Source organism: Paracoccus jiaweipingae (assembly GCF_044335505.1).
Lineage (GTDB): Bacteria > Pseudomonadota > Alphaproteobacteria > Rhodobacterales > Rhodobacteraceae > Paracoccus.
In genome coordinates this window covers 63,595-88,919 of the sequence record NZ_JBISBS010000008.1, presented here as the reverse complement: position 1 = coordinate 88,919, position 25,325 = coordinate 63,595, and the positions used below count along the sequence as shown (strand labels likewise).

18 protein-coding genes are annotated in these 25,325 nt (G+C 67.4%); 8 read left to right on the top strand and 10 right to left on the bottom strand.

Features of this window, described 5'->3' with window-relative positions; translation table 11 throughout:
• Positions 1-268: 268 nt before the first annotated feature.
• From ACFXP9_RS13125 to ACFXP9_RS13115, 3 genes are read left to right on the top strand one after another with little or no spacing between them, the layout of a single operon-like run.
• Complete coding sequence (locus ACFXP9_RS13125; protein WP_397208858.1) at positions 269-1,102, top strand: ABC transporter permease; 834 nt, start codon at positions 269-271, stop codon at positions 1,100-1,102.
• Positions 1,099-2,328, top strand: coding sequence for a hypothetical protein (locus ACFXP9_RS13120; RefSeq protein WP_397208859.1), 1,230 nt, complete (start codon positions 1,099-1,101; stop codon positions 2,326-2,328). Before ACFXP9_RS13125 ends, ACFXP9_RS13120 begins: the two co-directional genes overlap by 4 nt.
• Positions 2,325-3,569, top strand: coding sequence for an ATP-binding cassette domain-containing protein (locus ACFXP9_RS13115; protein ID WP_397210271.1), 1,245 nt, complete (start codon positions 2,325-2,327; stop codon positions 3,567-3,569). Before ACFXP9_RS13120 ends, ACFXP9_RS13115 begins: the two co-directional genes overlap by 4 nt.
• Positions 3,570-3,686: 117 nt before the next feature.
• Here ACFXP9_RS13115 and ACFXP9_RS13110 read toward each other — a convergent pair whose 3' ends face one another.
• On the bottom strand, positions 3,687-5,378 hold the full coding sequence (locus tag ACFXP9_RS13110) for an alpha-keto acid decarboxylase family protein (protein WP_397208861.1): 1,692 nt from the start codon (positions 5,376-5,378) through the stop codon (positions 3,687-3,689).
• A gap of 255 nt (positions 5,379-5,633) precedes the next feature.
• Here ACFXP9_RS13110 and ACFXP9_RS13105 point away from each other — a divergent pair, with 255 nt between their 5' ends.
• On the top strand, positions 5,634-6,266 hold the full coding sequence (locus ACFXP9_RS13105) for a TetR/AcrR family transcriptional regulator (protein ID WP_397208862.1): 633 nt from the start codon (positions 5,634-5,636) through the stop codon (positions 6,264-6,266).
• Here ACFXP9_RS13105 and maiA read toward each other — a convergent pair.
• Complete coding sequence (maiA, locus tag ACFXP9_RS13100; RefSeq protein WP_397208863.1) at positions 6,263-6,904, bottom strand: maleylacetoacetate isomerase; 642 nt, start codon at positions 6,902-6,904, stop codon at positions 6,263-6,265. The two genes, ACFXP9_RS13105 and maiA, sit on opposite strands and share 4 nt — an antisense overlap.
• Positions 6,904-8,112, bottom strand: coding sequence for a fumarylacetoacetase (fahA, locus tag ACFXP9_RS13095; protein WP_397208864.1), 1,209 nt, complete (start codon positions 8,110-8,112; stop codon positions 6,904-6,906). The genes maiA and fahA overlap by 1 nt, the downstream gene beginning before the upstream one ends.
• Before the next feature lie 147 nt (positions 8,113-8,259).
• Between fahA and ACFXP9_RS13090 the strand changes: the two genes are divergently transcribed.
• On the top strand, positions 8,260-8,721 hold the full coding sequence (locus ACFXP9_RS13090; RefSeq protein ID WP_397208865.1) for a MarR family winged helix-turn-helix transcriptional regulator: 462 nt from the start codon (positions 8,260-8,262) through the stop codon (positions 8,719-8,721).
• 62 nt (positions 8,722-8,783) lie between these two features.
• Positions 8,784-10,136, top strand: coding sequence for a homogentisate 1,2-dioxygenase (gene hmgA, locus ACFXP9_RS13085; RefSeq protein ID WP_397208866.1), 1,353 nt, complete (start codon positions 8,784-8,786; stop codon positions 10,134-10,136).
• A gap of 142 nt (positions 10,137-10,278) precedes the next feature.
• Here hmgA and ACFXP9_RS13080 read toward each other — a convergent pair whose 3' ends face one another.
• The 3 genes from ACFXP9_RS13080 to ACFXP9_RS13070 are packed head-to-tail and all read right to left on the bottom strand — an operon-like array spanning position 10,279 to position 13,048.
• Positions 10,279-10,467 (bottom strand): DUF2783 domain-containing protein, encoded by a 189-nt coding sequence (locus ACFXP9_RS13080; protein WP_397208867.1) that lies wholly within the window; start codon positions 10,465-10,467, stop codon positions 10,279-10,281.
• On the bottom strand, positions 10,464-12,083 hold the full coding sequence (locus tag ACFXP9_RS13075) for an FAD-dependent oxidoreductase (protein WP_397208868.1): 1,620 nt from the start codon (positions 12,081-12,083) through the stop codon (positions 10,464-10,466). The genes ACFXP9_RS13080 and ACFXP9_RS13075 overlap by 4 nt, the downstream gene beginning before the upstream one ends.
• A gap of 5 nt (positions 12,084-12,088) precedes the next feature.
• Positions 12,089-13,048: an MBL fold metallo-hydrolase gene (locus tag ACFXP9_RS13070; RefSeq protein ID WP_397208869.1), complete on the bottom strand. Its 960-nt coding sequence runs from the start codon at positions 13,046-13,048 to the stop codon at positions 12,089-12,091.
• A gap of 102 nt (positions 13,049-13,150) precedes the next feature.
• Between ACFXP9_RS13070 and ACFXP9_RS13065 the strand changes: the two genes are divergently transcribed.
• Positions 13,151-13,882, top strand: a complete 732-nt coding sequence (locus tag ACFXP9_RS13065) for a helix-turn-helix transcriptional regulator (RefSeq protein WP_397208870.1) — start codon at positions 13,151-13,153, stop codon at positions 13,880-13,882.
• A 4-nt stretch (positions 13,883-13,886) separates the two neighbouring features.
• Here ACFXP9_RS13065 and ACFXP9_RS13060 read toward each other — a convergent pair whose 3' ends face one another.
• On the bottom strand, positions 13,887-14,702 hold the full coding sequence (locus tag ACFXP9_RS13060) for a glycosyltransferase family 61 protein (protein WP_397208871.1): 816 nt from the start codon (positions 14,700-14,702) through the stop codon (positions 13,887-13,889).
• A gap of 187 nt (positions 14,703-14,889) precedes the next feature.
• A complete protein-coding gene (locus tag ACFXP9_RS13055) occupies positions 14,890-15,924 on the bottom strand; it encodes a calcium-binding protein (RefSeq protein WP_397208872.1) in 1,035 nt (344 codons plus the stop codon).
• Positions 15,925-16,235: 311 nt separating this feature from the next.
• Between ACFXP9_RS13055 and ACFXP9_RS13050 the strand changes: the two genes are divergently transcribed.
• Positions 16,236-17,396, top strand: coding sequence for an alpha-D-ribose 1-methylphosphonate 5-triphosphate diphosphatase (locus ACFXP9_RS13050; RefSeq protein WP_397208873.1), 1,161 nt, complete (start codon positions 16,236-16,238; stop codon positions 17,394-17,396).
• Here ACFXP9_RS13050 and pbpC read toward each other — a convergent pair whose 3' ends face one another.
• Both pbpC and ACFXP9_RS13040 read right to left on the bottom strand, forming a co-directional pair.
• Positions 17,397-19,427 (bottom strand): penicillin-binding protein 1C, encoded by a 2,031-nt coding sequence (gene pbpC / locus ACFXP9_RS13045; protein WP_397208938.1) that lies wholly within the window; start codon positions 19,425-19,427, stop codon positions 17,397-17,399.
• A 97-nt stretch (positions 19,428-19,524) separates the two neighbouring features.
• Positions 19,525-25,077, bottom strand: a complete 5,553-nt coding sequence (locus ACFXP9_RS13040; RefSeq protein ID WP_397210269.1) for an alpha-2-macroglobulin family protein — start codon at positions 25,075-25,077, stop codon at positions 19,525-19,527.
• Positions 25,078-25,325 lie beyond the last annotated feature (248 nt).

Genomic DNA, 25,325 nt, shown 5'->3' with positions numbered 1-25,325 from the left:
CAAGCCCCGCGATGGCCCGCGCCAACCCATGCGCCCTGCCGCCCCCCCCGGCAGGGCACAGGCACGGCCACAGCACCCCGTCCCGCCAGGGCGCGCGGCGGGTCGGCATGTTCATGCCTGCGCAGGCCCGGCACGCACCCTGCCCGCGCGGGGGTGATGCGCTGCGGGCTTGACCCGCCGCCGGGCTTGGGCCATCCCCAAGGCGCAACCGGGCCGTGCCCTTCGCCGCCTGACCCGGCCCATCCGAACGGAACTGACAGCCAGCCTGATGAACACATCGCCCATACCGGACCCGTCAGCCCCGCTGCGCAGCCCCGTTCTGGGGCACCGCGTCATGCCGCGCTATGCCGGGGCGCGCACCATCATGGCCATGTGCCTGCGCGAGATTTCCAGCCAGAACAGCGGCTTTGCCGGTGGCTATCTGTGGTCGCTGATCATGCCGGTGATCAGCATCATCGCGCTGGTGCTGGTGTTTTCGGCCATTTCCCGCACCCCGCCAATCGGCCATGATTTCGCCATCTTCTATGCCACCGGGGTGCTGCCCTTTACCATGTTCCGCAACATGAGCAGCAAGATGGAATGGTCCGTCCAGCGCGCGCGCAACCTGCTGAATTTTCCGCGGGTGACGTTTTTCGACGTGTTTCTGGCCTCGTTTCTGGTGACCTTCGGCACCCAGATCATCATCACCGTGATCATCATGGCGGCGATTCTGGGGATGTATGACACCGACACCACCTTTGATTTGTTCGGCAGCGCCGAGGTTTACCTGACCGCTGCCTTCCTTGGCACCGGGGTGGGGCTGACCAATCTGGCGATCAAGACCAAGTTCCCGCTGTGGGAATTCATCTGGTCCTTTGCCACCCGGCCGCTGTTGTTCATTTCCGGGATCATCATTCTGGTGGAATCGCTGCCCCGGCCCTATTCGGACTGGCTGATGCTGAACCCGCTGGTCCATATCACCGGGCGGATGCGCGATTTGACCTATGTCGATTACAACGGCGCCTATGCATCGCTGTTTTATGCCAACCAGATCGCGCTGGTGCTGAATTTTGTCGGGCTGTTCGCGATCTTTCTGTTCAGCCGCGAGATTCTGGACCAATGAACAGCGCCCCCAACCCCACCGGCACCTCGGGCGGGATCGGCGTGGCCCCGGATGGGGCCGCGTTTCGCTTTATCGACGTGCCCCGCGCCCGGCTGAAGCTGCGCCACCGGGTCATGGCGGCAGGGTTCGTGCTGATGGTGCTGATGCCGGCGCTGCTGATGCTGGCCCATGTCACCCTGCTGTCGGATCAGGCCTATGAGATCCGCAATTCCGTCATCCTGCAATCCGAGCGGCACAAATCCGTGCTTGGCGGTGGCAAGCTGACGCTGTCGGGCCTGTCGGGGCAGGACGCCACCGACCGCGCCATCACCCGCGACCTGATCGCCAGCCGCGACTTCATGGAGGCGGTAGATGCCCGTGTGCCGCTGGCACAGATCTGGCCGCAGGACAAACGCTATGCCCTGTCGCTGCGCCCATATCGCGCCAGCGACCCGGTCGAGGAACGCCTGAAATTCTGGCGCCGCATGGTCTGGATGCATGTCGGCACCCGTGACGAGATTTTGCGCATCTATGTCCGCGCCTTTTCCGAACAGGACGGCCAGCGCCTGCTGGAAGCCGTGATCACCACGATCGAGGACAAGATGCGGGTGCTGACGCAGGATATGTCGCTGCACCGGGTCGCCACGCTGGAACAGCAGATGCAGCTGGCGCAACAGCATGTCGACGAATCGCTGCACCAGCTTGACCAATGGCGCAAGGACAACCGGATGCTGGACCCGCAGGCGCTGGCCAAAGTCGAAACCGAGATCGCCCAAAAGCTGCGGATGAAGCATATCGAGGCGGCGCTGCGCCTCAGCCAGTCGGTCCGCGCGGCGGGGGACGATTCGCTGCTGGCACAGCGGGCGCGGGTGCGGGCCGACAGCCTGGAACGCGCCACAGCCGAAGGGCGCGGCACCCTCAGCGTGCTGCCCGACCAGCACGGCGACAGCCGCAGCGCCGCCGGCGGCACCACCGTCACCGCGACCCAGCTTGAGGAATATACCCAGCTGCGCTTTGATCAGGAACTGGCGCAAAAACGCCTGATGGCCGCCCGCGCCGCGTGGGAGACCGAGCGCAATTCCACCATTGGCGACAACCTTTATGCCGCGACCTATTCCGGGCGCTCGGCCCTCAGCGCACAGCGGGTGCCGGGGCTGGCGGGCCTGTTGCTGGCGGTGGCGGGCACCGGCTTTTTGTTGTGGTTCGCGGCGGTGTTCATCTTTTACGCGATAAGGGACCGCAAATGATCGTGCTGGAACGGCTGACCAAGGTTTACCGGTCGCGTCACGTCGTCAACACGGTGTTTCGCGACCTGAACGCGGTGTTCCCGTCGCGCACCTCGGTGGCGATTCTGGGGCGCAACGGGGCGGGCAAGTCGACCCTGTTGCGGGTGATGTCGGGGGCGATCCTGCCCAATTCCGGACGGGTGTTAAGCGACGGCAATATCTCGTTCCCGATCGGGCTGGCCAATTCGATGCATCCACAGATGACCGGGGCGCAGAACGCGCGGTTCATTGCCCGCATCTATGGCGCCGATACCGATAAGGTCCGCGCCTTTGTCGAGGATTTCGCGGAATTGGGCGAACGGTTTTACCTGCCGGTGCGGACCTATTCATCGGGGATGCAGGCGCGGTTAAGCTTTGGCATCAACATGGCGCTGAATTTCGACACCTATCTGATCGACGAGGTGTCGGCGGTGGGGGACGCCAATTTCAAGGAAAAAAGCGAGGCGCTGTTCAAGCTGCGGATGCGCGATGCGGGGGCGATCTTTATCAGCCACTCGATGCCGCTGGTGCGGCGCATGTGCACGATGGGCGCGGTGCTGGAAGGCGGGCGGCTGGATTTTTATGACGATCTGGAACAGGCGATCTGGGTGCATGAAAACAATGTCGGCGCCAAGCATAGCAACCCCGCCATCGCCACCAAACCCGCCGCACCGCTGACCCCGCCCAAACCGGCACAGGCACAAGCGCAGGCGACCCCCGCCACGCCAGCCAAACCCGCCGCGGCCAAGCCCACTGCCGCCCCCAAACCCGCAGGCCCCGCCGGGTCACAGCCCGAAAAAGCCCCGGCACCGGCACCGGCACCGGCGAAACAAGCCACGCCCGTGCAAGCTGCAAAGCCCGCCCCGGCCAAGCCCGCCGCTGCGCCATCCCAAACCCCTGCCAAACCTGTGCCGCCGCAGGCCACGGGGGCGGGTAAGCTGCCCCCTGCAAAACCGGCCGATCCAGCGCCGTCGCCCAAAACACCCGCCGCGGCGCCGTCGGCGGCGGGGGCGCAGCCTGCCAAAACCGACCGCGCGCCCGCACCGTCCCGCGCCGCGACCCCCGACCCAAATGCAGCGGTCAGCGCCCCCCGCCCGGTCGATGGGCCAGATCCGGCACCGACCGGCGACACAGCCGCCGCAGCCCCGGCGCGGGGACCGGTCTGGCCGGCCTCGGCGGCGGGGCCACGCAAGACAACGCCTGCGCCGGACGACAAGGGCTGAAAGCCCTGTCCACCACGCAAAACCCCCGGATGGCAGGGCCGGTCCGGAGGCGGGGCCATGTGATGCGGTGCGCGGTCAGGGCGTTGCCCGCCGGTTGCGCCGGGGGCGCCCCCCCCCTCAGGCGTTGACGGGCGGGCGGTGCTTGGCCGCCCCCTGCGGACCCGAGGGGCCATAGTCGAAATCGGCCACGGCGGGACCGAAACTTTTCAGCGCCTCTGGGGCGTCGAACGGGTCCAGATGCAGTTCGATCAGGGTCAGGTTTTCGGCGTTTTCGGCCTGTTCCAGCGCGGCTTCCAGATCGGCGCCGGTGCGGGCTTGGGCGGTGGTGAAATCGGTGCCGCCAAACACCCCCGGAAGGTCGGTATAGCGCCAGTCCGCGATGTCGTTATAGGCATCGCGCATCCCCAGAATGTAACGCTCGATCGTGTAACCCCGGTTGTTCAGCACAAAGATCACCGGCTTTTGCCCCAGCCGCAGCATGGTGGACAATTCCTGCACCGTCAGCTGCAGCGACCCGTCCCCGATGAACAGCACATGCCGCCGGTCGGGCGCGGCCAGCGCCGTCCCCAGCGTGGCCGGCAGGGTATAGCCGATGGACCCCCAGATATTCTGGTTCACCAGCGTCACCCCTGAGGGCAGCACCTGCGGCGTCAGCCCGATATTCGAGGTGCCGTTTTCCGCCAGAACCACATCGCCCGGACGCAGGAACCCGGCCAGTCGCGGCCACAGGGTGGCGTGGCGCAGGGGGGCGTCGGGCTGTGGCGCGGGCGGGCGCGCGGGGGCGGCGGGGCTGCGGGTGGGGGCCTGCGCGGCGGGCAGGCGCTGGGTCAGCGCCTCGATCAGATCGGCGGCCTCGACCCCTTCGTAAACGGTGCCGTCCAGACGCAGGCTGTGACCACGCAGCATGGCGGCGCAATCGGGCAGACGGGCGGAAAACAGGCCGGAATTGACCTCGATAAAGCGGGGCGCGGTGGCCAGCAGGCAATCCGACCCCTCAATCGCGGCGCGGGTCTCGGGGGCGGATGCCTTGCCGTTATAAAGCCCCAGCGACAGGGGATGCGCCTCGGGCAGGATGGATTTGCCGGTGGTCAGCGCCGCAAACCGAGTGCCGGTCTTTTCCGCCAGCCGCAAAAGCGGCGCGGCCAGACCGAAACGCGCGGCATCCATATCGACCAGAATCGCCGGGCGCTGCGCCGCCTGCCATTTGCGCGCCAGATGATCCGCCGCCCGCGACAGGCTGGCCGGGTCGCTGGAGCTGCGGGTGGCGATGGGCGTGTCCGGGGCCTCGATCTCCAGATAGCTGATATTGGACGGCAGCTGGATATAGACGGGCTTTTTCTCGCGCAGGCAGGCGATCAGCACGCGGTCGATTTCGGCGGCGGCATTGGCCGGGGTCAGGCGGGTCTGCGCGACGGTAAAGGGGGTAAAGGCGGCCATCATGTCGTCATAATCGCCCTCGGCCAGCGTGTGATGCAAAAGCCAGCCTTCCTCCATCGCGTAAAGCGGCGGGGCGCCGGTAATGGCGACGACGGGGACATGCTCGCACGCGGCGCCGGCAATGCCGTTCAGGGCCGATAATTCGCCCACGCCATAGGTGGTCAGCACCGCCCCCGCCCCCCGGATACGGGCATAGCCATCGGCGGCATAGGCGGCGTTCAGTTCGTTACAGGCGCCAATGAAATCAATGCCCTGCGCATCGTCGATCTGTTCCAGGAATTGCAGGTTATAATCGCCCGGAACGCCCGGAATCTGTGTCACGCCGATTTCGCGCAAGCGTTGCAGCAGGAATGCGCCGATGCTGGTTTTCATGCCTTACCCCCTGTCGAGCGGACGAATCGCCGCAGTTGCCGGGCCATCATCCGTTCAGTTGTGTTCACGACCCAACCCACTGTTTTTATGCATGTTTATCAGAAAACAACGTGGGTTCGGGTCAATATACCTGCCCCTATTTCGCCATAACTGTTCACTTCTGTCCAGAAAAATCGGCCGCGCCCTGTTTACCTTGGCCGCGACACGGGGTTTGATGCCGCCACCCCGCGCCACCCCATCCAGCCGGACCGCAAGATGACCGACAGCCCGCAAACCAGCGACACCGCCCCCCGCACCACGCGCGAGGACTGGCTGGCGCTGGCGCTGGACACGCTGGTGCGTGACGGGATCGACCGGCTGAAGATCCAGATCATGGCGCGCAATCTGGGGGTGTCGCGGTCCAGCTTTTACTGGCATTTCAAATCGACGCAGGACCTGCGCGACCAGATGCTGGGGCATTGGCTGGACCACAATACCGGCCCGATCATCCAGCGCGCCCTGCGCCCCGCCGACAGCATTGGCGCGGCGGTGCTGAACGTGTTCGAATGCTGGATCGACGACCAGCTGTTCGACCCGGCGCTGGACATTGCTGTCCGGTTATGGGGGCGGCGCGATGCGGATGTGCGCAAGGTCGTGGCCGATGCCGACAATCAGCGGCTGGACGCGCTGACGCGGATGTTCGCGCGATATGACTATCCCCCGGCCGAGGCGCTGGTGCGGGCGCGCATCCTGTATTTCTCGCAGATCGGGCAATATACGCTGGATGTTCATGACACGCTGGACACCCGGCTGTCGCGCACCGCCGATTTCCTGCTGACCCATACCGGGCGCCCCGCCGACCCCGCCGACATCGCCCGCTTTACCGAACTGGCCCGCGCGCGAACCTAGGCGCCGGCGCGGTCGGGATGGGCCGCGACAAAGGCCGGATGCGCAGCACAGGCGGCGGCGACGCGCGCAAGGCAGGGCAGATCGGCATAATCGACGCCCCAGCGGGTGGCGTTGTAAAGCTGCGGAATCACACAGCAATCGGCCAGCCCCGGCATGGTGCCGTAACAGAACGGGCCATCGCGAAAGGCGTCGGGCAGATCGGCCAGCATCGCCTCGACCGCGACCAGACCACGGCGGATATTGCCGCTGTTCCAGTCGGCCCGCGCGGCATCGCCCGCCAGCGCCGACACCCTGTTCAGCACCGACAGGTTCGACAGCGGGTGAATGTCGCAAGCCACCGCCAGCGCCAGCGCCCGCACCCGCGCCCGCCCGCCCGCATCGGCAGGCAACAGCGGCGGCGCGGGCCGGGTTTCGTCCAGATAGGCCAGAATCGCCAGCGACTGGGTCAGCCGCAGCCCGTCAATATCCAGCACCGGAACCAGACCCTGCGGATTGCGCGCCAGATGGTCGGCGCCGCGCTGCGCACCCGCCGCCAGATCGACGGGCCGTGACCGCCAGCCAACCCCTTTCAGCGCCAGCCCGATGCGCACCCGATAGGCCGCCGAGGACCGCCAGTAATCGTGCAGGACCGCACCCATCAGCCGACCGCCGGCAACACCGTGCCGCTGCATTCGCCAAAGCCGATGCGAAAGCCGTCGCCCTGCGCATGGCCGCGCAAGCTGACCGTGTCGCCATCCTGAATGAAGGTCCGGGTCTGACCATCGGGCAGGCTGACCGGGTTTTTGCCCGCCAGCGTCATCTCCAGCAGGGCGCCGGTGCTGTCGGGGGTGGGGCCGCTGATGGTGCCCGACCCCAGCAGATCACCCACCCGCATCGGACAGCCCGAACTGGCGTGATGGGCCAGTTGCTGTGCGCTGGAATAATACATGGTGTTGTAATTGGTCCGCGCCAGCACATGCCCGTTCAGACCCCATTCCAGCGCAATATCGAACAGGCCGGGCCGGGTTTCCGCCAGATAGGGCAGCAGCGGGTTCACCCGTTCGGGGGCTGCGGCGCGAAACGGCTCCAGCGCGGCGCGGGTCACGATCCAGGGGCTGATGCTGGTGGCAAAGGCCTTGGCCTGAAACGGTCCCAGCGGCTGATATTCCCATGTCTGGATATCGCGCGCCGACCAGTCGTTCAGCAGCACATAGCCAAAGATCATCGCCTCGGCCTGATCGACGCTGACCCGCTGCCCCATGGCCGAGGGCTGGCCGACAATCGCCCCCAGCTCCAGCTCGAGGTCAAGCCGCTGACAGGGGGCAAAGACCGGCCCGCCATCGGTTTTCAGCTGGCCCATCGGGCGGTGAATACCGGTCCCCGACACCACGACCGAGGACGCCCGCCCGTTATAGCCGATGGGCATATGCGTCCACTGCGCCGGCAGCGCGTTTTCGGGGCCGCGAAACATCACCCCGACATTATAGGCGTGGTTTTTCGAGGCATAGAAATCGGTATATTCCGCGACCTCGACCGGCAGGTGCAGCACCGCATCCGCCATGGCCACGGTGGGGGTGTCGCGGTTGCCATCCGCCGCCAGCAGCGCGGTCAGGTCATGGCGCACCCGGTCCCATGCCGCCGGTCCCAGCGCCATGAAATCATTCAGGCGCGGGGCGCTGAAGGTGCCGCCGGCATCCAGCAGGCCCGCAGCTTCGGCCGCGGCCAGATCGACGATGCGGTCGCCAATCGCCACCCCGCAACGCGGCGCATCCCCCCCGACCGAGAACACCCCATAAGGCAGGTTCTGGATCGGAAAGTCGCAATCGGGCGCGTTCGCGCTGTCGATCCAGCTTTTCTGTGCGGTCATGGCCTTTCCCCCTTCATCGGCAATGCGGTATGCAGACTGTATAGGAAGCGATAGTTTCACTTGCAACCATCCATCTGCCCGGCACCCTCGCGCGGGCGCCGATCCGCCGGCACAGGGCCGGTGCCACCCCCCGACCGAAAGACCGCCATGCCCGATTTCACCCTGTCCCGCTTTCTGCCCTTTCGCCTGAACCGGCTGGCCGACCGGCTGTCGCGCCAGATCATGCCGATCTATCGCGATGCGCAGGGGATCGGACGGGCGGAATGGCGGGTGATGGCGCATCTGGGGGCCGATGACGGCGCCACGGCCAGCCAGCTGGTGACGCTGACGGCGCTGGACAAGGTGCGCGTCAGCCGGGCCTGCGCGGCGCTGGAATCGCGCGGATGGATCAGCCGCCGCCCCGACCGGCAGGACCGGCGCGCACAGCTGGTGACGCTGACGCCGCAGGGCCGCGCGGCGCTGGATGGGCTGACCCCGGACATGCTGGCCGCCGAATCGGCGCTGCTGGCGCAGCTGACCCCCGATCAGCAGCACCGGCTGGCGCAGGTGCTGGACGATCTGGAACAGGTGCTGGGGCTGTCCGGGGGGCCGACCGACCCGCCCGCTTGACTTGGTTTCATTTGCAACTATTCTGCCCGCAACCCCTTCGGGACCAACGGGAGGAAGACGCCATGACCCATGAAACCCTGCAAAACGGGCTGATCCGTGCGACCGGCACCACCGGCACCACGCCCGGATATATGCCCGGCTTTGGCAATGATTTCGAAACCGAGGCCCTGCCCGGCGCCCTGCCCCAGGGCCAGAACAGCCCGCAGAAATGCGCCTATGGCCTTTATGCCGAACAGCTTTCGGGCACCGCCTTTACCGCCGATCCGCCCGAACGCAGCTGGTGCTATCGCATCCGGCCCTCGGTCAAACATACCGGGCGCTTTACCCGGATCGACCTGCCCTATTGGGTCTCGGCGCCCAATGTGCTGACCGATGTGGCCAGCCTTGGGCAATATCGCTGGGACCCGGTCGCGGTTGCGGGCGATGTCACATGGCTGACCGGAATGCGCAGCATGACCACGGCGGGCGATGTGAACACACAGGTCGGCATGGCCAGCCATATCTATCTGGTCACCCGGTCGATGCAGGACGAATATTTCTTTTCCGCCGACAGCGAATTGCTGGTCGTCCCCCAGCAAGGCCGCCTGCGCTTTTGCACCGAACTTGGCGTGATCGAGCTGGCCCCGCAGGAAATCGCCATCATCCCGCGCGGGCTGGTCTATCGCGTCGAACTGATCGACGGCCCCGCCCGCGGCTTTGTCTGTGAAAACTATGGCCAGAAATTCCAGCTGCCCGGACGCGGCCCGATCGGGGCGAACTGTCTTGCCAATCCGCGCGACTTCAAATGCCCCACCGCCGCCTTCGAGGACCGCGAGGTCCGGTCCCGCGTCGTGGTCAAATGGTGCGGCCAGTTCCATGAAACCTTTGTCGACCAGTCGCCGCTGGATGTGGTGGCATGGCATGGCAATTACGCGCCCTATAAATACGACCTGCGGACCTATTCCCCGGTCGGCGCGATCCTGTTCGACCATCCCGACCCCTCGATCTTTACCGTGCTGACGGCGCCGTCGGGGCAACCGGGCACGGCCAATATCGACTTTGTGCTGTTCCGCGACCGCTGGATGGTGGCCGAACATTCCTTCCGCCCGCCCTGGTATCACAAGAACATCATGTCGGAACTGATGGGCAATATTCACGGCATCTATGACGCCAAACCGCAGGGCTTCGTTCCTGGCGGCATGAGCCTGCACAACATGATGCTGCCCCACGGTCCCGACCGCGATGCCTTCGAACACGGCAGCACCGAACCCATGGTCCCGGTCAAACAGTCCGAGACAATGCAGTTCATGTTCGAAACCCGCTTCCCCCAGCACCTGACCCGCTTTGCCGCGACCGAGGCCCCGATGCAGGACGATTACATCGACTGCTGGGACAGTCTGGACAAGAAATTCGACGGCACGCCGGGGGTGAAATAAGCCCCTGCAAAGCGTCGCCCCATTCAGCCCGCGCCACGCCCGGCGCGGGTTTTTTTATGGGTATTTGGGCAACAAAGAAACCCGCCAGCCGTTTTCGGGCCGGCGGGTTTTCTCTGTTGTTCAAATACCCCCTGTGGGGCGGTCAGTCGCGCGCGGCGCGGATGGCCTCGGTGATGACCTGCCGGTCACCGATGTGATTTGCCAGCAGCAGGATCAGCCGCGACTGGCGGCGCAGGCTGACCTGCGGGTCGGGATCGTCCAGCAGGCCGACAAGCGATTCATAGACATCGTCGACCCCCGTCAGATTGGGGGCGGTGTTCAGGCGGGTCATGCCGGGCCTCCTTTCGCGCGGTTCAGGGCCTGGGTGATGGCAGGGCCATCGGGGCGGTGCCAGCGCGCGGCGACATACTGGTCGGGCCGCAGCAGGCACGCGCCCCCCGGCGGCAGGGCCAGACGGTCCAGCGCCAGAACATCCTGCGGCGACAGGCGCAGATGCGCGACACCGTCCGGCACCGGCCCGTCATAGCCGTTGCTGACCAGTGTAAAGGCGCCGCCCACCTGTTTTAACAGCCAGTCATCGCCACGCGGGGCATCCGGGATGGGCGATCCCGGCGCCACCCCCTGCCCCTGCCATTCGTCACGATCGGGCGTGTTCAGCCCGCTGCCGGGATAGCTGACCGCCGTCGACAGCCGCCCCGAATTGACGAAGGGCCGCGCAAAGGCGTAGTCGCGCGCCAGATCCAGCACCGCATCGCGCAGCGCCAGACTGCCGGGGGTTTTGGGCGTCAGAAAATCGGTCGAGCGGGTCGAGTTCAGGATGTTTTCATCCGCTGTCACCACCGCCTCGGCGTTGTAACTGTCCAGCAGCGCCGGGTCTGCCTGACCGGTCAGCACCAGATCCAGCTTCCACCCCAGATTGTCGATATCGGCAAAGCCGCCATTACAGCCGCGCGCCCCGAAGGGGGACACCAGATGCGCCGAATCGCCGGCAAAGATGACCCGGCCATGCAAAAACCGCGCCATTCGCCGGCATTGGAAAGTATAGACCGAATACCATTCGCGGGTGAAATCCACGTCATCACCCAACATGGCGCGGATGAAGGGTTCCACGTTTTCGGGCTGCATCGCGGCTTCGCGGTCAATGCCCCAGCCAAGCTGGAAATCCAGCCGCCAGACGTCATCGGGCTGACGGTGCATCAGCGCCGACTGTCCGGGGTTGAAGGGCGGGTCGAACCAGAACCAGCGTTCCGGGGCCATGTCGCGTTTCAGGCGGATATCTGCGATCAGGAAGTTATCCTCGAACACGCGGCCCTCGAAATCCAGCCCCATCAGGTCACGGATGGTCGAGCGGTGCCCGTCGCAGGCGATCAGCCAGTCGGTCTGCATCCGGTATTCGCCGCCCGCGGCCTGAACCGTCAGCGTGGCGCCATCGGCCTGCGCATCCAGCGCCGTGACGCGGTGGCCCCAGCGCAGGTCGACATGGGGCAGCGCGGCCAGTGCCTCGACCAGCATTTCCTCAAGATAGAACTGTTGCAGGTTGATAAAGCCGGGCTGTTTCTGGTCTTTCACCGGCAGCATGTCGAATTGATAGACCGGGTCCGGGTCGGCGCCCCGAAACACCTTGCCGACATTCCACACCACGCCCTTGTCCACCGCCGCATCGGCCACGCCAAGCCTGTCCAGAATGTCCAGCGAGCGTTTGGAAAAACAGATCGCGCGGGAACAATGGGCGATGAAATCCAGCCGCGTCAGCACCACCACCGGATGCCCGTGCTGCGCCAGATCCAGCGCCATCGCAAGGCCGACCGGCCCCGCGCCCACCACCGTGACCGGCACCCGCGACGGCCCGTCGGGCACGGGCGTGGCGCCAAAATCGCGGTAAACCGGCAGGCCGGCGCGCTGTGCGCCCACCTGCCCGGCCTGCATCAATTGTTGCACCTGTGCCATCGGTCTTACCCCTGAAGTTTCGCCCAAACCTCGCGGTCGCGGTCCTCGGTCCAGATTCGGGGGTGTTCGATACCGTCGAATTCATCCCACAGGCGCTGGACGTCAAAGGGCAGGCAATGTTCGAAGATCGGCCAGTTGCCGAATTCGGGGGCAAGGGCTGCGTGGGTGGCCTCGAACGCGGCCTTCAGGTCGCCGCCCGCGTGGTGGACGCGACCGACATTCTCGATCATGCCGTTCAGGAATTTGCGGGTCTGTTCCACCGCTGCGTCGGTTGCCGCGACCCCGCGCACCACCGGGCCGCGCCCGCCGATCAGGTTGTCGGAACGGTAAGCCTTGACCGCATCCAGCGTCTTGCCCGCCCAATCGAAATGATAGGCGTCCCCGGTATACAGCGCGGCCTCGGCCTCGACCAGATCGCCGGCGAACAGGGTGCGGGTCTTGTCATGCCAGACCACGATGTCACCACCGGTATGGCCGCGCCCCAGAAAGCGCAGATCCAGCCGGCCACGGTCGCCGCCAAGGTCGATGCTGTATTCGTCGGCAAAGGTGATGGTGGGATGGGTCAGGCCGGGGACCTCTTCGGGGTTCTTGGCCAGACGCGGCATCCGCCCGAATTCCGATTTCCAGTCCTGCAAGCCGCGTTCCTCCACCAGCGCATTGGTGGCGTCGGACATGATGATGTCACCGGCGTCATAGGCGCTGGCCCCCAGCACGCGCACGGCGTGGTAATGGGTCAGGATCAGGTATTTCACCGGCTTGTCGGTCTGGCTGCGCAGAATTTTCAGCCAATCACGGGCGGCGGCGGGGGTGGCGCGGGCCTCGATACAGACGACGAAATCCTCACCCTCGAACGCACCGACATTGGGGTCGCCCTGCGCGGTCAGCGCATAGACGCCGTCGCCAAGGATTTCCAGCGTGTCGGTCTTGACCTCGGTATCGGCGGATGACGCGAATGGTTTGCTCATGCTTGACCTCCTCATGATTCGTTGCAGATGAAACTAGCAGGGGGTGCGACCTCTTGTCTGTCAGCAGATCTGGGGACATGATGGGGACGGGGGGAAGAATTCATGCAATCAGGCGGGCTGATCGACCCGGAACTGGCTGCCGACCTGCTGGCGGCCCCGGATGCGGCACAGTTTTCGACGCGGCTGCTGGCGGCGGCGCAAAGCGCGACCGGCGTGGACGAGGTCTTTGCCTATCGTCTGCGCGACGGCGCCGGAATGCCCGAACCCGTCGCTTCCAGCAGCGAATTGGGCGATGCCGGGGACCGGGTGCGGCTGTATGCGCGCCGGTTTTTCCGCCGCGACCCGGCAGCCGATGCGCGACAGGCGGCCGCGCCGGGCAGCGGTTTTCACATCCGCATCGCCGCCGGGGCCATTGCGGCGGGCGATTACCGGCGGCTGTGTTTCGACCGCCCGCGTTTCACCGAAAAGATCTGTTTCGGCTGGCGGGGCCGGGACGATGCGCTGATCGTCAGCTTTTACCAGCGCCGCACCGATGGGCCTGACCTGATGCAGCTTGGCGCGCTGGCGCAGATCGCCATCACCGGCCTGACGCGGCTGGCCCGCCCGCAGCCCGCAGACCCCCTGCCCCAGCTTCAGCGCCGTCTGGCGGCGCGCTGGCCGGTGCTGACCCCGCGCGAGGTTCAGGTCTGTGCCCGCACCCTGACCGGCGAGCCAGCCCATGCCAGCGCACAGGCGCTGGGGCTGGCCCCCGGCACGGTGCTGACCTATCGCCAGCGGGCCTATCAGAAGCTGGGGATCAGCCGCGCCAGCGACCTGTTGGGCGATTTGCTGTGACGCCTTACGCCAAAAATATGTTGTCGATGAAATCGACCGCCTGCCGGACCGGCACCGCGATATCCAGCCCATTGCGGGCGAAATAATCCATCTTTTTCAATGCTTCATCGCTGACCGGCCCGTCAGGCCCGTCACAGCGCAGGTTCCAATAGTCCAGCCCCTGCTGCGCGCAGATGGTCCAGTACTCGCGCGAGAGATGGCCGCTGAACAGTTCCAGCACACGGGTGCCGGGATTGGCAAAGATCAGGTTGGCCAGACCCGCGCCATGCGGGGCGACGATGTGGCTGGCCTCGCTGATCAGGGTTGCGGTTTGCGCGATGCTCAGATCCTCGAAGCGGACGGTCTCGAAGCCGCGCGGCTCCAGCTCGGCGCGCAGGGCGTCCTCGTTCACGATCTTGCGGCGCCTGGCATCGCTGCGGCTGACCAGAATGCGGCGTTCGGGCCTGCGCGTGCGCGGCCCCCCGATAAAGGCGTCAACCATCTGATAGGCGCGCGGGTGGGCGACAAAGCGCGTGCGCGGCGCCGAGACATGGACAAACCCCTCGACCCGGAACAGCCGCCCGCGGGCGCGGCGGCTGATCACCTGTTCGGGGCGCACCCCAAGCTGGTCCAGCACCGCCTGCTGAAACGGCTTGGAATGATCCGCGATCACCAGATTGTCGAACTGATCCAGCCGCCAGCCGTGATCCATCAGCGCCAGCAGCCGGGGCAGCGTGTCCAACAGCCAGTGGGTATAGATCGCGGACCCCTCGACCACGCCAAGAAAGGACAGCCCTTTCAGCGCGATGGGCTGGATCTGGCACAACAGCGGATACAGCATTTCCCCGATCAGGTCGGTGCCCTGCGCGAAAATATGGCTGTCATCATGCAGCAGCTTTTCGAAATTATTGGTGAAATAGGTCGCAGCCCCCCCCTGCATCATCTGCATGGGTCGACCCTTGGCCTGTTCCGCCGCAAACCGCCCCAGCGCGCCGGTGCCGCCCCCGACCTGTCGCGCATCGTCCAGATCAACGCTGTGCGCGGGCAAAAGCGGGGTCTGCGGCAGGGTCTTGCGGGGCAAGGGCGCCAGACCGGCGTGATCTGCCAGCCCCTGTTGCAGCCAGTCGGGCACCTCGGCGCGGCGGGCCAGACGTGCGGCCTGTTGCGGGGTCAGCGCACCGCTTTCGCGCCCGCGCCGTGCCACCATCCAGCAGATCGCGGCCATCACCGCCATCCAGCGAATCGTTTCCATCCTCGCCATACAAGGTATCACTGGCCCCGTCATCCGAGCCTCGGCTGTAGCCATAGATCAGGTCGTCACCCTCACCGCCCTCGACGACGTCGCGTCCAGCACCGGCATAAACCGTGTCATTGCCGCCATAAGCACGGATATAGTCATCATTCCCGACCGCGCCGGGAAGCCAGGGGTCATTGTGGTCAACCCGATCACCATCACGGTCACCGGTATAGTCATAATCAATGGTATTGGCTAAATCGTTGCCGTCGACATAACCGTCCTGGAAATTCGCCAAACTGGTGCGATCGGTCGAGACCCCGCCATAGTTGGTATCGTAATTCCCCTGGTAAGACGGAAATCTGACGCTGACGATCGGGTATTGCGACACGTCACCTTCGGTCGAATCCGAACCGTCAGCCTTTGGCGGCAGGATGAACGTATTGCCATAGGTATCCTGCATGATCCGTACGGTCGCGTAAAAGCTTCGCGTCGTGCCGCCGGGCATCGCTTGGGTGATCAGCACATTATTGATAACACCGCCAGTGTCCACTTGGGCAGATTGCAGGTATCCATTCGCGTAATAGCTGATGGTATCGCCGCCGGGATTATACTGGTTATGCTCGACCCCGCCGTCACTTCCATTGTCGGTCAGCGTCACACGGGTGCTGTGCGAATACAGCGGGTCGGTGCCAGCACCAAATGTCTGATTATTCAAATAATAATGGACATACTCACCATTTCCCAGTGCAGGGTAGTACGGATCTTCCTGCGGGTCCATATCCGGCAGAGTGCCGATGAAAAGCGCGTTAAAGGATACAACTGTCATAAATCTGCCCCTTGGTCACAGCCGTTCCGCGACATGCGGACGACGAAAGGAACCAGCGATACGGGGAATGACAGGGCGGCAAAGCGATATTCAGCCGGAAAATCTTGCCAAACCTTTGTCAGACTTGGGAATTCCACCCAGAATCGAAGGCTCTTCCAAATTACCTAATATTTTCCGTTTAAATTCACAAATTGTATTTCTGAACGACCCTGTCTTTTTAAGGTCACATCTGCGCGACCCCAACGCCCTGACCCGTCTTGACCATCCGTGATCAGACGCGATGCTGGGGGACCAGCCTGTCAGGACATACCATGCCCCGCACCATCCTTGCCAATGCCCGCCTGATCCTGCCCGATGCGGTGCGCCATGGCGCGATCACCATCCGCGATGGCCGGATCGAGGCCATCGACAGCGCGCCCCCCGACGCCCCCCTTGCCGCCAATGCGGTCGATTGCGGCGGCGATTTCCTGGCGCCGGGGCTGGTCGAGCTGCATACAGATAATCTGGAACGCCACATCCAGCCGCGCCCGCGCGTCGACTGGCCCCATGATGCCGCCATTCTGGCGCATGACTGCGAACTGGCGGGGGCAGGCATCACCACGGTGTTCGACGCGCTGCGCATCGGCTCGATCCCGGCGCAGGGGGCCGATTACGCGGCCTATGCCCGCGATCTGGCCAGCCGCATCATCGCCCTGCGCGACGCGGGCCTGCTGCGCATCAGCCACCGCCTGCACCTGCGGGCGGAACTGTGCAGCGAAACCCTGCTGGACGAACTGGCCGGTTTCGGCGCACAGGATCACGTCGGCATCCTGTCGGTCATGGATCACACGCCCGGCCAGCGGCAATATCGCGATATCGCCAGACTGGCGGACTATGTGCAGGGCAAGACCGGCATGTCGGATGACCGCTTTGCCGCCTATGTCGGGGAATTGCGCGACATGCGCGCCCGGCTGGGACCGGCGCATCTGGCGGCGGCGGTGGCATGGGCGGCGCGGCACGGGGCGGTGCTGGCCAGCCATGACGACACCACCGCCGCGCAGGTGGCCGACAGCGCAGAACTGGGAACCACGCTGGCCGAATTTCCAACCACGGCGGATGCCGCCCGCGCCTGCCGCGACCACGGCATCACGGTCATGGCCGGGGCGCCCAACCTGATCCGGGGCGGTTCGCACGCGGGGAATGTCGCGGTGGCCGATCTGGCGCGCGCGGGGCTGGTCGATGTGCTGTCCTCGGACTATGTGCCGGCGGGGCTGCTGCTGGGGGCGTGGCGGCTGGCGGCGATCTGGGACGACCTGCCCCGCGCGCTGGCCACCGTCACCGCCAACCCGGCCCGCGCCGCCGGGCTGACCGACCGCGGGCGGCTGGCCACGGGCCTACGCGCCGACCTGATCCGCATCGCGGCCCCCGACCCGGCACTGCCGCAGACCCCGCGCGTGGTCGCGACATGGGTGCGGGGGCGGCGGGTGGCCTGATCAGCGCACCCGCAGCAGCACACTGTCCGACGCGCCGGTGGCGTCAATCACCGTCAGCCGCGAAAAGCCCGCCCCCCCCAGCCGCAGCCCCAGCTGCGTGTCGCGCGCGCCCACCACCACCGGCGCCCCGTTCAGCAGCAACGTAAACGGCCCCTGCCCCCCGCGCAGCTTGGCGGTCAGGTGCAGGTCGGGGGCCTCGATCTCGGCGCCATCGGGCGGCCAGGCAATGCGCAGCGCCTCGGCCCGCGTGGCATCGGGACGGCTGGCCTGACCCGGCGGGGCAAAGCGGCGCAGCGGCAGCGGCAGCGCGGCATTGGCCACAATCAGCGTCGCGGGCGGCGGTGGCGGCAGGGGCACCGGGCGCAGCGCGGCAAACAGGTCAAACAGCACCGGCGCGGCCAGATCACCGCCAAACGCCCCCGGCACCGGCGTGCCATCGGGCCGCCCCAGCCAGACCGCGCCGACATAGCCGCCGTCAAACCCAACCGCTAAGGCGTCGCGATGCCCGTAACTGGTCCCGGTCTTATAGGCCAGCCGCCCCGGACGCGCCCCCGGCGGCGGCGGCAGTTGCGACAGAATCTGCCCGACCTGCCACGCCGCCACCGGACCAAACATCGCCATCGGCCGTTCCTGCACCGGGCCGGGCAGCGCCGACAGCACCACCCCGCGCCCGCCCCGCGCCAGCGCCGCATAGGCCTGCGCCAGATCCATCAGGCTGATCCCCGCCCCGCCAAGCGCCACCGCCAGACCCGCACTGTCCGAAGGCACCACCAGCCGCGCCCCCGCCCGGTCCAGCGCCTGCACGATGCGCGCCGGGCCGACGGCCTCGGCCACGCGGACGACGGGGATGTTCAGCGACTCGGTCAGGGCGCGGCGAATGCTGATCGTGCCCCGGAACATATTGTCGAAATTCTGCGGCTGCCAGTTGCCGAAAATCGCCGGGCGGTCCTCGATCAGGGTTTCGGGATGGGCCAGCCCGTCATCGAACCCCAGCCCATAGACGAACGGCTTCAGCGTCGACCCCGGCGAACGCAGCGCCCGTGTCATGTCGACAAAGCCCGCGCGCGGCGTATCCGTCCAGTTCGCCGTCCCGACCAGCGCCAGCACCTGCCCGTTGCGGTGATCAGCCAGCACCAGCGCCGCCGACATCCGCCCCCCCTGCCCGCGCACCGCCCGCCGTGCCAGCGCCTGCGCATGGCGCTGCAAATCCGGGTCGATGGTGGTTTCGATCCGCTGCGCGCCGGGAAAGGCGCGGTGCAGCCGCGCCGCCAGCAGCGGGGCCAGCGCCGGAAACGGGCGGCGGCGGGTGGGCAGGGCCTCGGCGCGGGCGGCGCGGGCATCCCCGGCGCTGATCACCCCCAGCTGCGCGGCGCGGTCCAGCACCCGGTCGCGGGCGCGGCGCGCGGCATCGGCAAAGCGGTCGGGGCGGCGGGTTTCGGGCGATTGCGGCAGGGCGACCAGCAGCGCGGCCTGCGCCGGGGTCAGGCGGCGGGGTTCCTTGCCGAACCAGCCAAGGCTGGCGGCGCGCACCCCTTCGGTATTGCCGCCATAGGGCGCCAGCCGCAGATACAGATCCAGGATCTGGTCCTTGTCCAGCCGCCGCTCAAGCGCCAATGCCAGCCGGATCTGGCGCAGCTTGCCACCCCATTGCCCGGTCGGGCCATCCTCAAGCAGGCGCGCGACCTGCATCGTCAGGGTCGAGCCGCCCGACACCACCCGCCCATGCCGCAGCGCCTGCACCGCCGCCCGCGCCAGCGCCCGCGGGTCAACCCCGGCATGGTCGCGAAAGCGCCGGTCCTCCCATGACAGCAACAGCGCGATCAACAGCGGATCGACAGGTCCGGGGTCCAGCCGCCAGCGGCCATCGGCCACCTGAAAGGCGCGCAGCAAGCTGCCGTCGCGGGCCAGCACCTGTGTCCCCACCGGCACGGCCAGCGACGGCATCGGCGTCCCCGCGACCCATCGGTCCAGCGCCGCCACCGCCTGATCGCGCCCCAGCGCGAAAGCAAACAAAACCAGCGCCAGCGCCATGACCCGCCGCCCGGCACGGCGGTCATCACCCACCCGCCGCGTGGGGGCGGGCCTCATGCCCGCATCGCCGCCACCGTTGCCCGACCCGCCCTGCGGATCAGGGCGTGACCTGAACCATGCCGCCATCGGACCACGCGCGGTATTCGGGGCGATACATATCCTCGACGCTGGCGGCGGGGTGACGGAACGTGCCCTCTGTGACCGCCCGCACCAGATAGGCCAGCCGGAAGGGCTGTGCCCCGCGCCATGTTACCGCCGCGTTAAAGCGGTCATGCAGGAACTGCGCGGCCTCGGGTTCGGCCAGATCGTCCAGCCAGTCCAGCGCCGCCACATCGCCGGCGCGGATCAGGTCGGGGTTGTCGATCTCGAACCCGGCGGGCAGCGGATCGCTGACGATCAGCCGCCCCCCGGCCTCGTCGCTGCGGGCAAAGGGCGTGACCTCGACCACCACGGCCATGCGGGTGCCAAGCGGCACCTGCGCCGGGTCCAGCGGCGCGCCATCCAGCGCATAGAAACTGCGGTGGATGGCATAACCATTGCCCCCCGCGCGCGGCGGCGATTGCGGCTTGCCGAACACGCCGATGGTCATGTCGGTTTCCGCCCGCCCGGTATTGCTGACCTGCCCGGCAAAGGGCGGCAGCGCCGTCACCACCCGGTCCAGCGGCACCCCGTCCACGGCCACATCGGGCTTGCCCTGCCCCAGCGCATGGGCGGCCAGCACCGTCCAGACCGATTCCTGCGTCGACAGCCCCCATCCGCGCTGAATCCGCGCGTCGATCTGACCGGCCAGCGTGCGGCTGGTCGCGGTCTGGTCGATGGCGGCGGACCCGGCCTCGGCGGCGATGGCCAGCACCCCGGCCCGGTCGCGCAGATTGGACCCGTAATCGCCGCGCAGGCGCTGGTCCTCGGACACGGCGGCGCCTTGCCTGACCAACAGCGCATTGGCGCGGGCGAACATGCGGTCGGCGCGGGCCTGATCGCCATAGGCGGCCAGCGCCTGCCCGACCTGCGCCGCCGACAGCGGCGTGACAAACCCCGCCGCCGCCGCATCGGCGTAATAGCGCAGATCGCCCACCGTCGCCGCCCGTTCCCGCGCCAGCACGCTGACGGCATAGGCCAGCGCGGCATTGTCATCGCCATCCGCCGCGCCCGGATCGGGGGCGTAATTCACCCGGTTCTGCAAATTGGCAATGGCACTGCGGAAGGGCTGGTCAGGCACCGCAAAGCCTGCGGCGCGGGCGCGCGACAGGAAATCGGTGGCATAGGCATCCAGCCACAGATCGCCCGAATCCGGCGACCACATCCCGAACGACCCGCCCGAGGCCTGACGCGTCAGCACCGTGCCAATCGCGTCCTGCACCGCCTTGCGGCTTTCGCCCGCGCTGTCATCGCCCGCCGCCGCATCGCTGCCGGCGCCGGCCTGCGCCGACAGATCAGGCATATAAATCAGCGGCATCGCCACCGAAGCCACCTGTTCCGTGCAGCCATAGGGATAGCGCGACAGCCGCCCCAGCGCCCCGGCCACATCCAGCGCCGCGAACGGGCCGGTGGTCAGCACCATCCGCGCCCCCGGCATCAGCCCCTCGGTCAGGGCCGGGTCGATGGGCGCCGACTGGCCGCCCGCCAGCGTGATCCGGGTCTGGCGCAGCATATCGGGTTCGGCCAGCGACACCGGAATGGTGATGTCCTTACTCACGGCGCGGCCATCCGGCGTGGTCAGGCCAAAGCGCAACTGCCCCAGCCCCCCGGCCCCGGCCGTGACCGGAACGCGCAGGCTGGTGCGGCCCTTTTCCGCCAGCGTCACATGGTCAGGCACGGCACCGGGCGACAGTTTGGCATCGCCCGCATCGCTGACCGACAGGCCCACCTGCCCCGCCGGGCCGCTGACATGGGTCAGCGCCAGCGTGACCTGCGCGCTGTCGCCCGGCGACAGGAAACGCGGCGCGGTCACGGTCATCACCACCGGGTCACGGATCACCGCCGTGGCCTCGGCCTGACCGATGGCGGATCTGGTCCAGACCACCGCCATGACCCGCACTTCGCCGTTGAAATCGGGCACCGGCACATCCAGCGTCGCGCTGCCATCCGCCGCCAGCTGCACCGGGCCGGAAAACCAGCTCATCAGCTTTTCGGTCGGCGGCGGCGCCTTGCTGTTCAGCGACGCCCCCGCATCGCCGCCCTGCCGCAGCGCCCCGTCCGGCGCCCCGGTCGGCAGGATCAGCCGCCCGTAAAGGTCGCGCAGCCCCACCCCCAGACGGCGCTGGCCGAAATAATGGTTCTGCGGGTCGGGCGATTCAAAGCCGGTCAGGTTCAGAATGCCCTGATCGACCACCGCCACGGTGGCAAAGGCGGTTTCGCCCGCCGCCACGCCCTGAACCGCCAGCCGCACCGGCAGGGTGCCGCGCGGGCTGACCTTGTCCGGGGTTTCCACACTTGCCTGCAAGGCGCGGTCCGCCGGGTCCACGGCGGCATAGGCCAGCCCCAGCGCGCGCGCCGGTTCGCGGCTGCGCCCGGCCTCGGGGGCCTGTTCCCCGGCCAGCGGCCGCAGCGCGCTGACGGTGACATAGGCCCCCGCCCCCCAGTCATCCGTCACCGGCAGGGAAATCGTGTTCTGCCCCGTGTTCAGCGCCACCACATCCAGCGACACCACCCGGTTCGACAGCACCGACACCACCGCCTGCCCCGCCGCCCGCGCGGTGACATGCACCCTGGCGGTGTCGCCGCTGCGGTAATCGGGCCGGTCCAGCGACACGGTCAGCCTGTCAGGGGTTTCCGTCCCGCCCAAGGCCGCAGCCCCCCAGCCCGCCTGAAACAGGACCGAGGCCGGCGCCGCCTGACCCTCGGCCTGCGTCACCACCAGCTCATATTCGCCCCATTCCACCGGCACCGCGATTTCGCTCTGACCGGTCACCGCCTCGCCCCCGGCGATCTTGCGCCGCCGCACCACCGGTTCCCAGTTCCAGCGCCCGTCCAGCGCATACCACTGATAATCGGTGTCGATGCGGTTCAGCACCCATTGCACCGGCAGTTGCACAGCCGACAGGTCGGGCGCGGCGGCGGCCAGTTCGAACCGCGCCTCGGTGCCCTCGGACACCACGCCATCGGTGAACATCGGCTTGACCCCCAGCGCGGGCTGGCCGGGCATGACCAGACGCGTCGCCACCCGTTCCACCGGACGGCCCGCCCCCTCGCGCACCGACACGATCACATCGGTGCTGCGAATGGCGGGCGGCTGTGCCTGTGGCAGGTGCAGATCGGTGGCAAACCGGCCCTGCGCATCGGTCTGACCGCCCGGCAGGCTGTCATATTCGGGCGTGGCCTCGGCATCGTGGCGGCCAAACTGAACCCCGGCAAAGCCCGGCACCGTGCGCGCCGGGGCGTGACGCAGGCCGACCTCGACCGGCAGCCCCGCCGCCGGGGCGCCGAACAGCCAGCGCGCCTCAAGCGACAGCGCGACATCGCCGCCCGCCCTCAGCGGCCCCTCGGGCAGGTCTGGGGTGAAATCTATCCGCTCGGGCATGAAATCCTCGACCAGCGCGCGGGCGGTGGCCAGCGCCGGGCCATCGGCGGCGGCGCGCATCTCGACCCGCCAGGTGCCGCGCGGCGCGGTATTGGCCACCAGGAAGGACAGCACATAGCCCCCCGCCCCGCTGGGTTGCACCACCTGACGCGCGGCCTCGATCCCGTCGGGCCGGAACAAAAGCGCGGTCATCGGCATCCCCTCGATGGCGCGGGCGGCGCTGTCGCGGGCGGTGGCGGTGACGTTGATCACCTCGCCCGCGCGATAGGCGCCACGGTCCAGCGTCAGGAACACATCGACCGGCGGCGCCGGGGGCAGCCCCTCGACCCCGCGGTCGGACAGGTCGAATTCCGGGTCGGTCAGCGACAGAAACGCCATATCGGCGGGCGCGCGATCCGCGCCTTCGCCCTGCCAGTCGGTGACCATGACCAGCGCCGGTGCGGCCTCGCCCTCGCCGCGCACGGCCCCGGCGTCGAACCGCGCCACCCCCTGCGCATCGGTCATTGCCCGCGCCAGCACCGCATTCGCGCGCGAGATCAGCGTGACCTCGGCCCCCGGTTTTGGCCCGGCATCGCCAAGACCGCGCACCACCGTGACCAGCCCATCCGCGCCCCACAGCGTCGAGACCCCGAAATCCGAGATCACGAACCACTGCGCCGCGATCCCGGTTTCCTCGGACGAGCGCCCGGGCACCGTGGCCTCCAGCACATAGATCCCCGGCGCCAGCGGCCCGGCCTCGGCCGGGATGGCCAGCCGGGTGGTCAGGTCGCGGTTCATCGCCTTCGGCCCCGCGCCCGGCACGCTGGCACGGCCCGACCAGACCTGCGTGGCCATGCTGTCATTGAAATCACGCGCCGACCAATGGTCCAGCGGGCGGGCAAACAGGTCGTCGCGCATCGCCCGGATCAGGTTGCGGTCCGAAATCCGCATCAGCCGCAAATCGACACTGTCCAGGTTGACCGTCGCCATGGCCAGCCCCTGATCGCCCCCCGCCGGCAGCACATAGGCCCGCCCCGGAAACCGGACCGAGGGCGCCCGGTCGCGGATATAGCTGTTGATCGGCACATCCCGCGCCAGCACCTCGCCACTGCCGGATGGCAGCCCGGCGCGCAGCGTGATCGCGACCTGCTGGCCGTGGCCAAACCCGCCGACGCATAATTGCTGGTCGCGGGCCTCGACCGTCAGGCCGGTCTGGGGCAGGCGCAGATAGGGCGCGTAATCAAGGCCGGGGTTCAGCGCCTCGGAAAAGCTGGCACAGATTTCCGGGGTCAGGCTGTCAGACTGGACATCGTTATCGGTGACGCGAAAGCCGTTGCGTTCGCGGGATTTTTCCAAGGCCTCGGCGATTTGCGGGCTGTCGGACAGATCCGCCGCCAGCCGCAGCGCCCGCAACCCGTCGCGGCCCCGGTCCAGCCGTTCCCACGCCATTGACAGCGCATTCAGCGCCTGCGCCGCCGTGGCATCGTCGCCCGCCCGAAGATAGGCGTTCAGCGCCATGCTGGCTGCCGCCCGCGCCGCATCGCTGTTGTCCGCCCCGACGCCGTAAATCAGCTGTTCCGCCATCGCCAGCCAGGCACTGGCCGAATCGGTCTGGCCGACAGCGGTGGCATAATACCGCAAGGCCGTGTCGCCATCGCCCTGCCCCGCCGCCCGGCGGGCATCGCGCACCGGGTCATCGCTGTCCAGCGGCGGATACAGGCCGGGCAGGCTCCGCGCCTGCGCCAGCGCCGCGTCAAGGTCGGGCCGGTCCAGCCAGTCCGCCGCTGCCGCCCGCTTTTCCGCCTGCGCACGCGTCACCGCGTTGTCCATCACCTGCGCCGATACCGCGCCCACGAAAACCTGCGGCGCATTCATCACCGATTTGGGAAAACACGCCCGCGCCCGCTGGTTATAGGTCAGCGCGATACAGTCCGGGTCATTGGCGCAAAGCTGCTGGCAGGCATCGAAACTGGTGTTGAAGGCCGGGGTCAGGTCGCCGCCGGGCAGGTCGGTGTCAGGCATGACGCTGATCCGCCGGTCCGGCACCAGCGCCGTTTCCGCCGCTGCCGCACCCCCATTCAGCGCGACCGCCACCGCCAGAACAAGACCGGGCCGTGCCAGCCTGTGCCAGATCGCCTTGACCAACCGCATCCCTGCCCCCCGCGCGGCGGCGCCGCGTCATCACCAGATGATTTGGCCGCAAGGATGCCACAGCCCGCCCCGCCCGGCAACATGCCCCGGCCACGCGCCGGGACAGTCGGGCGGGGCAGTCGGGGTCAGGGCGTGATCGCCACTTTCAACACCCCGTCGCGCTGATGGCTGAACATCGCATCATGGATGCCGGCCCGGATTCTTTATGATATCACATTGATTTAATTAAATTATATCAAATGGACCAC

Bases quoted from the DNA above. Each gene is read 5' to 3' on its own strand.
- ACFXP9_RS13125 (WP_397208858.1), top strand. From the start codon at position 269: ATGAACACATCGCCCATACCGGACCCGTCAGCCCCGCTGCGCAGCCCC.
- ACFXP9_RS13120 (WP_397208859.1), top strand. From the start codon at position 1,099: ATGAACAGCGCCCCCAACCCCACCGGCACCTCGGGCGGGATCGGCGTG.
- ACFXP9_RS13115 (WP_397210271.1), top strand. From the start codon at position 2,325: ATGATCGTGCTGGAACGGCTGACCAAGGTTTACCGGTCGCGTCACGTC.
- ACFXP9_RS13110 (WP_397208861.1), bottom strand. From the start codon at position 5,378: ATGAAAACCAGCATCGGCGCATTCCTGCTGCAACGCTTGCGCGAAATC.
- ACFXP9_RS13105 (WP_397208862.1), top strand. From the start codon at position 5,634: ATGACCGACAGCCCGCAAACCAGCGACACCGCCCCCCGCACCACGCGC.
- maiA (WP_397208863.1), bottom strand. From the start codon at position 6,904: ATGGGTGCGGTCCTGCACGATTACTGGCGGTCCTCGGCGGCCTATCGG.
- fahA (WP_397208864.1), bottom strand. From the start codon at position 8,112: ATGACCGCACAGAAAAGCTGGATCGACAGCGCGAACGCGCCCGATTGC.
- ACFXP9_RS13090 (WP_397208865.1), top strand. From the start codon at position 8,260: ATGCCCGATTTCACCCTGTCCCGCTTTCTGCCCTTTCGCCTGAACCGG.
- hmgA (WP_397208866.1), top strand. From the start codon at position 8,784: ATGACCCATGAAACCCTGCAAAACGGGCTGATCCGTGCGACCGGCACC.
- ACFXP9_RS13080 (WP_397208867.1), bottom strand. From the start codon at position 10,467: ATGACCCGCCTGAACACCGCCCCCAATCTGACGGGGGTCGACGATGTC.
- ACFXP9_RS13075 (WP_397208868.1), bottom strand. From the start codon at position 12,083: ATGGCACAGGTGCAACAATTGATGCAGGCCGGGCAGGTGGGCGCACAG.
- ACFXP9_RS13070 (WP_397208869.1), bottom strand. From the start codon at position 13,048: ATGAGCAAACCATTCGCGTCATCCGCCGATACCGAGGTCAAGACCGAC.
- ACFXP9_RS13065 (WP_397208870.1), top strand. From the start codon at position 13,151: ATGCAATCAGGCGGGCTGATCGACCCGGAACTGGCTGCCGACCTGCTG.
- ACFXP9_RS13060 (WP_397208871.1), bottom strand. From the start codon at position 14,702: ATGCTGTATCCGCTGTTGTGCCAGATCCAGCCCATCGCGCTGAAAGGG.
- ACFXP9_RS13055 (WP_397208872.1), bottom strand. From the start codon at position 15,924: ATGACAGTTGTATCCTTTAACGCGCTTTTCATCGGCACTCTGCCGGAT.
- ACFXP9_RS13050 (WP_397208873.1), top strand. From the start codon at position 16,236: ATGCCCCGCACCATCCTTGCCAATGCCCGCCTGATCCTGCCCGATGCG.
- pbpC (WP_397208938.1), bottom strand. From the start codon at position 19,427: ATGGCGCTGGCGCTGGTTTTGTTTGCTTTCGCGCTGGGGCGCGATCAG.
- ACFXP9_RS13040 (WP_397210269.1), bottom strand. From the start codon at position 25,077: ATGCGGTTGGTCAAGGCGATCTGGCACAGGCTGGCACGGCCCGGTCTT.